Source organism: Bradyrhizobium sp. UFLA05-109 (genome assembly GCF_054185165.1).
Genome location: NZ_JBBIAR010000014.1, coordinates 121,384 through 132,208, shown reverse-complemented (window position 1 = coordinate 132,208; position 10,825 = coordinate 121,384). Strand labels below are relative to the sequence as shown.

Sequence of the window (10,825 nt, the reverse complement as noted above, 5' to 3'; positions counted from 1 at the left end):
CAGGTGGAGAAGGCGGCGGGAGCGCCGCCTTCTCCGTGTCGTCAGTCAGGCGCGGATCAGGAACCCGCTCCAAGGCACTTGTTGGTCTTGACGTTGTAGTTGCCGCACTTCTTCTCGACCCAGTCGCCGATCAGGTCTTTGGAGCCTTCCAGCTCCTTCGACCAGGCGTCGCCCGGAACGAGGCCCGGCGTCTTCCAGACCACGTCGAACTGGCCGTTGCCCTTGATCTCGCCGATGAACACCGGCTTGGTGATGTGGTGGTTCGGCAGCATCTTCGACACGCCACCGGTCAGGTTCGGCGCCTCGATGCCGGGAAGCGCATCGATCACCTTGTCCGGATCGGTCGACTTCACCTTCTCGACCGCCTTCACCCACATGTTGAAGCCGATCACGTGCGCTTCCATCGGGTCGTTGGTGGTGCGCTTCGGGTTCTTGGTGTAGGCCTGCCACTCCTTGATGAACTTCTCGTTCGCTGGTGTCTTGATCGACTCGAAGTAGTTCCAGGCAGCGAGATGGCCGACCAGCGGCTTGGTGTCGATGCCGGCGAGCTCTTCCTCACCCACCGAGAACGCGACCACCGGGATGTCCTTGGCCTTGATGCCCTGGTTGCCGAGCTCCTTGTAGAAGGGAACGTTGGCGTCGCCGTTGATGGTCGAGACCACCGCGGTCTTCTTGCCGGCCGAGCCGAACTTCTTGATGTCGGCCACGATCGTCTGCCAGTCGGAGTGACCGAACGGGGTGTAGTTGATCATGATGTCTTCCTGGGCGACACCCTTCGACTTCAGGTAGGCTTCCAGGATCTTGTTGGTGGTGCGCGGATAGACGTAGTCGGTGCCCGCGAGCACCCAGCGCTTCACCTTCTCTTCCTTCATCAGGTAGTCGACGGCGGGGATCGCCTGCTGGTTCGGCGCAGCACCCGTGTAGAACACGTTGCGCTCGCTCTCCTCACCCTCGTACTGCACGGGATAGAACAGGATGTTGTTCAGCTCCTTGAAGACCGGGAGCACCGACTTGCGCGACACCGAGGTCCAGCAGCCGAACACGACGGCAACCTTGTCCTTGGTGATCAGCTCGCGCGCCTTCTCGGCGAACAGCGGCCAGTTCGAAGCGGGATCGACGACGACGGCCTCGAGCTTCTTGCCGAGCACGCCGCCCTTCTTGTTCTGCTCGTCGATCAGGAAGAGGATGGTGTCTTTCAGCGTGGTCTCGCTGATGGCCATGGTGCCTGAGAGAGAATGCAGCACACCGACCTTGATGGTGTCGTCCGCGGCCTTTGCGCCGGTAAAGGAAGCCAGACCGAGCATCAGTCCGGCGGTCGCGGCGAGCAGGCCGCGGCGGCTAAATGACGCCGCTATATCGTGAGTGGATTTAGTAAGCATGAGGTATCATCTCCCTGACGCAGACGTGAAAACGCTGCGAGACGGCCCCACGGCCGCCTGCGATTAACGGAATCGCAAGAACCATGCCATGGGCCTGGAGACGGCTAAGCTACTGCTACGTAATAGGGATTTTGCTGGAACCAAAAATTTAACAGACTTGGTCGGCCCAAATATTGAGCAAAAAAAATGTATGCTTATGCGGCAGACAGTCTATTTTTTGATCAGAATTCGCCCACTGTCTAAATTTCCGGCATAACTATTCGTGCACCGCAACGCCAAGCTGCGGCAGCGCCGCCTTGAAAGCGCCCCCGGGATGTTCCATATGAAGGGCTGAGATCCGAATCATCCGAATGATCAACGGGTCGTAGCGAGCCGCGTGTTCTTAAGCCCGTTTGGGCCTCTGGCTTGCCCCTCTCATCAAGCAATCCGACACCCCAAACACGCAGGTGTCTTCTCGACACCCTTGCGCGCGCCACGCGGAAACAGCGTGGGCGCTCGCTTTTGACATTGGAAAGAACCCCTCTTTTGACTTCCTTTCAGGACTTCGGCCTGGCCGATCCCATTTCGCGTGCCCTCAAAGAAGAAAACTACGTCACGCCGACCCCCATTCAAGCCCAGACCATCCCGCTGGCATTGACCGGACGGGACGTCGTCGGCATTGCCCAGACGGGCACCGGCAAGACCGCATCCTTCGCGCTGCCGATCCTGCACCGCCTGCTGGACAACCGCGTCAAGCCGCAGCCCAAGACCTGCCGCGTGCTCGTGCTGTCGCCCACCCGCGAGCTGTCCGGCCAGATCCTCGACAGCTTCAACGCCTATGGCCGCCACATCCGCCTGTCCTCGACGCTCGCCATCGGCGGCGTGCCGATGGGCCGCCAGGTCCGCGCGCTCATGCCTGGTATCGAGGTGCTGGTGGCCACCCCCGGCCGCCTGCTCGATCTCGTGCAGAGCAACGGGCTGAAGCTTTCGAGCGTCGAGTTCCTCGTGCTCGACGAAGCCGATCGCATGCTCGACATGGGCTTCATCAACGATATCCGCAAAATCGTCGCCAAGCTGCCGATCAAGCGGCAGACGCTGTTCTTCTCGGCCACCATGCCGAAGGACATCGCCGAGCTCGCCGACTCGATGCTGCGCGACCCGGCGCGCGTCGCCGTCACACCGGTGTCCTCGACGGCGGAACGCATCCGCCAGCGCATCATCCAGGTGGATTTCTCCGCCAAGCCCGCGTTCCTGACCAAGCTCCTGAAGGACGAGCCGATCGACCGCGCACTGGTTTTCACCCGCACCAAGCACGGCGCCGACAAAGTGGTGAAGACGCTGGCCAAGGCGGGCATCGCCTCCAACGCCATTCACGGCAACAAATCGCAGAACCATCGCGAGCGGACGCTGGCCCAGTTCCGCTCAGGTGAGATCCGCACGCTGGTGGCCACCGACATCGCCGCCCGCGGCATCGATGTCGACGGCATCAGCCACGTCATCAATTTCGACCTGCCGAACGTGCCGGAGACCTATGTCCACCGGATCGGTCGAACCGCGCGGGCCGGCGCCGACGGCACCGCGATCTCGCTGGTCGCAGGCGGCGAGGAACTCAGCTATCTCCGCGACATCGAGCGCCTGATCCGTGTCGCGCTTCCGCGCGAGGATCATCGCACCGATGCCGGCCGCGAGGCGGCGCATGCGCCGTCTGCTCCGGCGAAGCAGCATCGTCCGGGCCGCCCTGGTCCGCGGCCGCACGGCGCGCGGCATGGTGATGGCCGGCACGGCGATGGCCGGCATGTGGATGCCAGGCCCGGGGACGGCCACAAGGCCTCAAAGGGGTCTCGCCGCCACCGTTCCGGTGGTAAGATGAATTCGTCACCAAACGATCGGCCGGAACAGCGCCCCGCGCATGGCGCCGGCCACTCTGATGGGATACAAGGCGTTGCGTTTTTACGCCGCGAGAGTCGTCCGAACGGTCGACCCAATCGCAAACCCTTTTCGCACTAGCCGTCCCACGACCTGGAGAAATTCATGGCTAAGGAAGAGCTGATCCAGTTCGAAGGACTGGTCACCGAAATCCTCCCCGACGCGCGCTACCGCGTGCAGCTCGACGCCGGGCACGAGATCGTCGCCTACACCGCCGGCAAGATGAAGAAGAACCGCATCAAGACGCTGGCGGGGGATCGCGTGACGGTGGAGATGTCACCCTATGACCTCGAGAAGGGACGGCTGATTTTCCGCCACAAGGACGAACGCCCGGGTCCGACCGGCGGCCCGCCGCGGGGCGGGGCTCAACGCGGCGGACAGTTCCGCCGCCGTTAAGGCTCGCGGCGCACGCCGCGGTACGGAAATAAAGTTCTGACCTGATGCGATCTGCCGCCCCCCGGGCGGCGGATCAAAATTTCGTGCACGTCAGGATTGTTTTGGAAATCTCTTTCCAATAAAATGAATTAATCGATTTTCGGCCGGACGACATTAGCATCCACCGGTACAGCCGGTTCAGACACGCTGACGACCCTTCCAGAAATTCGATCTAACCCGTCCGCGAAAGCGGGCATCGACACTGTGTATCTGAGAAGGGACTATCCCATGAGCATGGGAACCGTGAAGTGGTTTAACGCGACCAAGGGTTTTGGCTTCATCCAGCCCGACGACGGCGGCAAGGACGTGTTCGTCCACATCAGCGCCGTGGAACGTGCTGGCCTCGGCACGCTGCGCGAAGGCCAGAAGATCTCCTACGAGATCGTGGCCGATCGTCGATCCGGCAAGTCGGCAGCCGACAACCTCCGCTCCGCCGGCTAAGGCTGGCCCGCTCCGAGCGGACTTGAGCAAACGAAAAGGCCGTGCGTTGCGCGCGGCCTTTTTTCATGTCCGAAGCTGAGGCGCTCAGTAGGTCGTGCAGCTCGTCGACGGGCTGTAATAGACGCAAGTCGATTGACGCGGGCGCGTATAGGCGACGTCGCTGAGCGTGATCGCGCTCTTGAGTGCGTAGCCGATCGTCGGCGTGTACACGTAGCTGACCTCGCTGAAGATCAGATAGGTACCCCCAATCGCGAGCGTCGAGGGGATGCTCACCACCGAAGCCTGCGATCGCGCCGAGGAACCCTTGCTCCATTGAACGTGCGCCACCTTGGTCGTGGGATCGACGTAGAGCTCGCTGATCGTCGCCGAGGTGACCGAGCTGTCGTAGTATGGCGTCATGATGCCGTAGGACGCCGCGAAGAAATTGGTCATGTCGGTGTCGCCGACCGACGTCGATTGCGAGGTGACGTCGGACAGCGTCCGCGCCATTATCGTGACCTTGCGGTCGATCGCGATTGCTGACGAGAACTCGACGGTACCGAAGAACATCACCAACATCAGCGGCACCACCACCGCGAACTCGGTCGCTGCCAGCGCGCGGCTGTCCGCGCCGAAATCGCACGCGGAGGAGACAGCCTTTCGCCAGATGTTCGCAATCGCCTGCATGGTTCTGCCCGGGGCCGTTGGCATCAGTTGGAGTAGGGTTCGTTCTTGAAGGCGGCCGTCGCGACCAGGAGGCGCTTGTTGCCTGCGAGGTTCGAGGGGTTGTAACCGAGCCCGGTGACATAGAGCGGCCACTGGTAGAACAGCCGGACGACCACGATGTCGCCAGCGCTGCCGGCGCTATAACTCATGCTGGAATCGAAATCGCCGGCCGAATCGATGTGGCTCGACAGCGTCACCGATGAGAACGACGAATAGCTCAACACCTCGACGTAGAGGCTATTGCAATCGAAGAACACCGCCGGGATCAGGGTGCAGACGTAGCTCTTGAACGTCGTCTGCGTGCAGGCCGCGGCCACACCGGAGACCGCGCAGGCCGACACCGAGCCGGTCTGCGCCTGGCCGGTCAGGACCGAGCGCGCAGCATCCTGCGTGACGGTCTCGAGCACCTGGCCTGCGAAGAACATGAGGGCGGTCTCGATGATCGCGAACAGCAGCGCGAAGAAGATCGGCGCGACAAGCGCGAACTCGACCGCCGCAGAGCCGCGGCGGTTGCGGCGAAACCGCTGGAGCTGGCTGCGCAACGAGAACATCCGGGCGGCGGGCGACGGCATCGCGAAAAGACCCTGTGGCGGCAGTGAGACTCTGCCTCTCACATGAAACGAACGACTCGCCCGTTTCAGGCGGTCCAAGATGTCCGTGGAGGATATCTTGCCCGTTTCGGGTCCTGCGGAGCGCGGCCCCAGGCCGCGGCCGGCGGCTTAGTTGGTCTTGGCCGCCGAACTGGCGTTGCCGCTGGCCGTGTTGCTCAGCGCACCGGCCTGACCGATCGTGTTGTTGAAATAGGTATCGCTGTCGCCGAGCGTCACGCGGCGCTGGCAGGTCGGCATGCAGCTATAGGACTCGCGCTCGATGCCGCGATAGACGGTAACGAGCCGGTCGCTCGGTCCTTCGACCTGGATCTGCCGGTCGACGAGGATCTCCCCGCCTCGGTCCAGCGCGATGAAGTTGGTGGCGCCGTAGCCCTTGCCGGTCACCACGATCATGCCGCCCGGCTGGAGCGTGACGTCAGCGATCAGGGGATTACCGACCACAATGGTCGCGACCTTTCCAGGCAGCTTCACCAGCTTGGCCTGGTCGACATTGACCGCGATGGCGTCGCTTGAGGATTCGGCAAGACCGGCTGCCGGCGATGCCAGGACGGCGGCCGCAACCAGGACACAAACACGCGCGTGACGGCGCAGAAACTCTGTACGCATACTCTACCCCGGGACGTAACCTGGCCGGCTAAAAGCGATACAAGGCGGAGCCGACGCCCGACCCGTCTAAACTGACCTCAATTCATGAACGTTCCGCAAACGCGAGGGTTAAAGCCTGATGCGATCGGGCAAAAAAAACGTCGCGCTTGGAAATCCGTCGCACACTTTGCGCTAACGCGGCCTCCGGGTTCGGTTCTCGCCTTTACTGCCGGAACGGATAGGCGAGCTGGCCGCCGATCTCGCTCGGCATCTCCGCTTCGTCCTTGCCATAGTCCTGCGGCAGCTCGTTCGCCGGCATCCGGAAGGTCCCGAACAGGATGTCCCAGAGCGGGAAAGTGCCGGCAAAATTGGTATTGCCGCCCTGCTCGAGCGAGGTGTGATGCCAGCGGTGAAACACCGGCGTCGCCAGCACATATTTGAACGGTCCGAGCGTCCAGTTGAGATTGGCGTGCACGAAGGCAGAGTGGAAGGTGGTGAACGGCCCGAGCCAGATCATCACGTTCGGCGAGATGCCGGCGGTGAGCAGCACGACGTCGACACCGATCGTGCCGAGCACCAGATTCACCGGATGGAAACGCGCCGCCGAGATCCAGCCCAGCTCCTCCGAGGAATGGTGGATCGCGTGGTACTTCCAGAAGCCGCCACCGTGAAACAGCCGGTGCAGCCAGTACAGCATGAAATCCGACAGGACGAGGAACAGCCCCGCCTGAGCCCATAGCGGCAGCTCCGACAGCGGACCGTGACCGTTGTCGTAGAAGGCGATCAGCTCGTCGGGACCGTGGATGTTGAAGACGACGCCGGCGGCGACGATCAGAAGCCCGATCCGCATCGTGCGGGCGAACACCGGCACGAAGAACCAGTAGCAGATGTCGGTGACGATCTCGCGCTTGCGCCACCACGGCACGCCGGGATTGCAGGCCCAGAAATGCTCGAGCACCGTGAAGACCACCGCGAGCGCCGCGGTAACGGGAATGACCTTTGCGATGGTCTCGCCTAGCATCAAGGCAACGTCCATGGGCAGGCTCGACATCAGCGTCTCATCTCTCATCTGTGCATCGGCTTTACGCCTACGCTTCGAAATTTAAGGGAGCGTGAAGCCGCTCCGCACATAGGCGAACTTTGTTCCTGTGGGGCGCAAGTACGTCGAATTTCGAATGCGCGCCTTAAGAAGAAATTGACTCTGCTCAAAAGCATCGCGCCACGATCGAGTTTCCGTGATCAGGTTAACCCTACCGCAACGGCTGAGCTCTCATCCTCGCAATGCTTGAGAATTGCGCCGAACGAGGCCACCCCACACCCACATGGAGTTTTTGCTCATGAAGAATCTGATTGCGCGTTTCGTGAAGGATGAATCCGGCGCGACCGCCATCGAGTACGGCCTGATCGCCGCCGGCATCGCGCTCGCGATCATCACCGTCGTCAACAACCTCGGCACCTCGCTGAACTCCAAGTTCGGCTCGATCAGCAGCTCGCTGAAATAAGCGTACGACCAGTTGCAACAGAAGCCCCGGATACGTCCGGGGCTTTGTCTTTCCGGAAAGACTCGAGTTCCAGTGGCCTTGCGTAAAACCAGAACCGATGCCGTGTTCGAGACGGCCGCTTCCGCGCAAAGCGAGGCGCCGACCTATTGGGTCTGCCTTGCACTGTTGCTCGCACTCGTCGCGCTCACGGCCCGGATTGCCAGCATCTGGTGATCTCCGCCGCATTCCCGTTTCAGGTTTGTTTAGCACTGGCAGCTAAAATCCCGCGAGCTCCGATCCCGCGCCGGCCAGCGCTCCTTCAAGAAGCAGATCATGATCCTCGACCTCGCGCGCCTTCTGCTCTTCCCGGCCCTGATCGCCTTCGCCGCCGCGAGCGACCTGTTCACGATGACCATCTCGAACCGGGTGTCGCTGGCGCTGGTCGCCGGCTTCTTCGTTGTTGCTTTGGCGAGCGGCATGGCGCCTTACGACATGCTGACCCATGTCTGCGCCGGTGCCCTGATGCTGGTCGTCGCATTCGGCTGCTTTGCCATGGGCTGGGTCGGTGGCGGCGATGCGAAAGTCGCAGCCTCCGTGGCGCTTTGGTTCGGCTTTGCCCAGCTGATGAACTTCCTGCTCTACGCATCGCTGTTCGGCGGCGCGCTGACCTTGCTGCTGCTTCAATTCCGGCAATGGCCGTTGCCTTACGGACTTGCCGGACAGGCCTGGCTCGCGCGGCTGCACGCCAAGGAGACGGGCATCCCCTACGGCATCGCGCTCGCGATCAGCGCACTGATGGTCTATCCGGAGACGGAATGGGTGAAAGCGATTGATCTCGCTCACCTCGCGCTGCGCTGAACACACCGGATAAACCCGGCGTTAAGGCGATTTAGATACGCCTCATTAACCATGCTTTGACGTTTAGCTGGTCAACTGCCAATCACGGCGGCGGCAGCGTCGCGGCGTTTTGTGGAAAGTGAAGCGTAATGAATACCGCACGCATTGTCGTCCTGACGGTCGCTATCGGTGCCGGCGGCATCGCCGCGTACCTGGCGAGCGGGTCCGACAGCCCGGCGCCGTCCCCGGCCGCGCCGGTCGCTCAGCTTCAAACCGTCGACGTCCTGGTGGCCAAGTCCGACATCGGCCTCGGTCAAACCGTCAAGCCTGAAGATATGCAGTGGCAGACCTGGCCGGCCGCGACCGCCAGCAGCACGTTCATCCGCCGCAACGAACGCCCCGACGCCACCACCCAGCTCACGGGCTCGATCGCCCGCGCGCCGTTCATCCAGGGCGAACCGATCCGCGAGCAGAAGCTGGTGAAGGCTGAAGGGTCCGGCTTCATGGCCGCGATCCTGCCGAGCGGCATGCGCGCCGTCTCCACCGAAATCTCACCGGAGACCGGCGCGGGCGGCTTCATTTTGCCCAACGATCGCGTCGACGTCCTGTTGACGCGCCGCCTCAAGAACCAGGACCAAAGCGGCGGCGGCCAGGACATCGTCACGTCCGAGATCATCCTCGCAAATATCCGCGTGCTGGCCATCGACCAGGCGCCTAAGGAAAAGGACGGCCAGAACACGGTGGTCGGCAAGACCGTCACGCTCGAGCTCAGTCCTCAGCAAACCGCGGCACTTTCCGCCGCGCGCCAGAGCGGCACGCTGTCGCTGGCGCTGCGCAGCATTGCCGACGTCAACATGAGTGAGATCACGATCGACGACGCGGCGAAAAAGCGCGAGGGCGTTTCGATCATTCGCTTTGGCGTTCCGAGCCAGATCACGGCACAGAAGTGACGACGGGGACCTTCGATATGAAATGCAGGGGCAATCGGGCGGCGCTGCGGACCGGCACGGTCCGGGCCCTGTCGTTTTCAGCCGCGCTCGCACTGACGCTCAATCCGGCGCTCACCCCGGTCATAGCCGCCGACTATCGCAACGCGGCGCCCCCGGTCGCGGCCGACGGCCAGATGAACGCGCGCTTCCTGTCGCTCGGCGTCGGCAAGTCGATCGTGATCGACCTGCCGCGCGACATCAAGGACGTGCTGGTGGCCGATCCCAAGATCGCCAACGCGGTGGTCCGCTCGGCGCAGCGCGCCTATATCATCGGCGCCGCCGTCGGCCAGACCAACATCGTATTCTTCGATTCCGCCGGTCAGCAGATCGCGGCCTATGACATCGCGGTCAAGCGCGACCTCAACGGCATCCGCGCCGCGCTGAAGCAGGTCTCGCCCAACTCGGACATCCAGATCGACGGCCTCGGCGACAGCGTCATCCTGACCGGCACGGCGGCAAATCCGATCGAGGCGCAGCAGGCCAACGACCTCGCCGCGCGCCTTGCCGGCGGCGCCGACAAGGTGGTGAACTCCATCGCGGTCCGCGGCCGCGACCAGGTCATGCTGAAGGTGACGGTCGCCGAAGTCGCGCGCAACATCGTCAAGCAGCTCGGCATCGACCTCTCCGCCAATCTCGCTTACGGCACCGCAGTGGTGAACTTCACCAACTCCAACCCGTTCACGGCCTTGGGCCGTAACCTGGTGTCCGGCAACAGCCTGACCACGTCGTTCGGCTCGACTCCCTCCGTGCAGGCGACGCTGCGCGCGATGGAAACCGCGGGCGTGATCCGCACGCTCGCCGAGCCGAACCTGACCGCGATCTCGGGCGAGTCGGCGACCTTCATCGCAGGCGGCGAATTCCCGGTTCCGGCGGGCTATGCCTGCGATCCAACGACACACGTCTGTACCACCCAGATCAGCTTCAAGAAGTTCGGCATCTCGCTCAACTTCACGCCTGTGGTCCTGACCGAGGGCAAGATCAGCCTGCACGTCATGACCGAGGTCTCGGAGCTGTCCAACGACAACGCGATCACGCTGTCGCAGGCCGTAACCTCGACCTCGGTCAACTCGCTGACGGTGCCCTCGATCAAGACCCGGCGCGCGGACACGACGCTGGAAATTCCCTCCGGCGGCGCGATGGCGATGGCGGGCCTGATCCAGGAGCAGACCAAGCAGGCCGTCAGCGGCTTGCCCGGGCTGATGCAGCTCCCGGTGCTCGGTTCACTCTTCCGCAGCCGCGACTACGTCAACAATCAGACCGAGCTGATGGTGCTGGTGACGCCCTATATCGTGCGCGCCGTCGCGCAGAAGGACCTGTCGCGCCCGGATGACGGCTTTGCGGCACCCGCTGATCCGCAGGCCGAGCTGCTCGGCAACATCAACCGCATCTATGGCGTTCCGGGCCGGGTTGATCCTGCACGGAATTACCGCGGCACCTATGGCTTCATCACCGACTGA

13 protein-coding genes are annotated in these 10,825 nt (G+C 62.8%); 8 read left to right on the top strand and 5 right to left on the bottom strand.

What is annotated here, in order from left to right; translation table 11 throughout:
* Positions 1 to 56: 56 nt before the first annotated feature.
* Complete coding sequence (gene urtA, locus Q3C01_RS13045; RefSeq protein ID WP_458145726.1) at positions 57 to 1,379, bottom strand: urea ABC transporter substrate-binding protein; 1,323 nt, start codon at positions 1,377 to 1,379, stop codon at positions 57 to 59.
* Between the two features lie 525 nt (positions 1,380 to 1,904).
* On the opposite strand from urtA, the gene Q3C01_RS13040 reads away from it, so the two are divergent.
* The 3 genes from Q3C01_RS13040 to Q3C01_RS13030 all read left to right on the top strand — a co-directional run bounded on the left by Q3C01_RS13040 (position 1,905) and on the right by Q3C01_RS13030 (position 4,160).
* A complete protein-coding gene (locus tag Q3C01_RS13040; protein ID WP_458145725.1) occupies positions 1,905 to 3,365 on the top strand; it encodes a DEAD/DEAH box helicase in 1,461 nt (486 codons plus the stop codon).
* Positions 3,366 to 3,389: 24 nt separating this feature from the next.
* On the top strand, positions 3,390 to 3,680 hold the full coding sequence (gene infA / locus Q3C01_RS13035; protein ID WP_027521693.1) for a translation initiation factor IF-1: 291 nt from the start codon (positions 3,390 to 3,392) through the stop codon (positions 3,678 to 3,680).
* 267 nt (positions 3,681 to 3,947) lie between these two features.
* Positions 3,948 to 4,160 carry a cold-shock protein gene (locus tag Q3C01_RS13030; protein ID WP_011084262.1) on the top strand — a complete coding sequence of 71 codons (213 nt, stop codon included), beginning with the start codon at positions 3,948 to 3,950 and terminating at the stop codon, positions 4,158 to 4,160.
* A gap of 84 nt (positions 4,161 to 4,244) precedes the next feature.
* Here the strand turns inward: Q3C01_RS13030 and Q3C01_RS13025 are convergent, their stop codons facing one another.
* From Q3C01_RS13025 to Q3C01_RS13010, 4 genes are all read right to left on the bottom strand, one after another.
* Positions 4,245 to 4,826: a TadE/TadG family type IV pilus assembly protein gene (locus tag Q3C01_RS13025; protein ID WP_458145724.1), complete on the bottom strand. Its 582-nt coding sequence runs from the start codon at positions 4,824 to 4,826 to the stop codon at positions 4,245 to 4,247.
* Between the two features lie 23 nt (positions 4,827 to 4,849).
* On the bottom strand, positions 4,850 to 5,437 hold the full coding sequence (locus tag Q3C01_RS13020) for a TadE/TadG family type IV pilus assembly protein (protein ID WP_458145723.1): 588 nt from the start codon (positions 5,435 to 5,437) through the stop codon (positions 4,850 to 4,852).
* A 147-nt stretch (positions 5,438 to 5,584) separates the two neighbouring features.
* Entirely contained in the window at positions 5,585 to 6,082 is a 498-nt protein-coding gene (locus tag Q3C01_RS13015; protein WP_458145722.1) for a pilus assembly protein N-terminal domain-containing protein, read from the bottom strand.
* A 202-nt stretch (positions 6,083 to 6,284) separates the two neighbouring features.
* Positions 6,285 to 7,112: a sterol desaturase family protein gene (locus tag Q3C01_RS13010; RefSeq protein WP_458145721.1), complete on the bottom strand. Its 828-nt coding sequence runs from the start codon at positions 7,110 to 7,112 to the stop codon at positions 6,285 to 6,287.
* A gap of 286 nt (positions 7,113 to 7,398) precedes the next feature.
* On the opposite strand from Q3C01_RS13010, the gene Q3C01_RS13005 reads away from it, so the two are divergent.
* The 5 genes from Q3C01_RS13005 to Q3C01_RS12985 all read left to right on the top strand — a co-directional run bounded on the left by Q3C01_RS13005 (position 7,399) and on the right by Q3C01_RS12985 (position 10,825).
* A complete protein-coding gene (locus tag Q3C01_RS13005) occupies positions 7,399 to 7,563 on the top strand; it encodes a Flp family type IVb pilin (protein WP_027521689.1) in 165 nt (54 codons plus the stop codon).
* Between the two features lie 78 nt (positions 7,564 to 7,641).
* Positions 7,642 to 7,776, top strand: a complete 135-nt coding sequence (locus Q3C01_RS13000; protein ID WP_458145747.1) for a hypothetical protein — start codon at positions 7,642 to 7,644, stop codon at positions 7,774 to 7,776.
* A 99-nt stretch (positions 7,777 to 7,875) separates the two neighbouring features.
* Complete coding sequence (locus Q3C01_RS12995) at positions 7,876 to 8,400, top strand: A24 family peptidase (RefSeq protein WP_458145720.1); 525 nt, start codon at positions 7,876 to 7,878, stop codon at positions 8,398 to 8,400.
* A gap of 128 nt (positions 8,401 to 8,528) precedes the next feature.
* A complete protein-coding gene (gene cpaB, locus Q3C01_RS12990) occupies positions 8,529 to 9,329 on the top strand; it encodes a Flp pilus assembly protein CpaB (RefSeq protein ID WP_458145719.1) in 801 nt (266 codons plus the stop codon).
* Between the two features lie 17 nt (positions 9,330 to 9,346).
* A complete protein-coding gene (locus Q3C01_RS12985) occupies positions 9,347 to 10,825 on the top strand; it encodes a type II and III secretion system protein family protein (RefSeq protein ID WP_458145718.1) in 1,479 nt (492 codons plus the stop codon).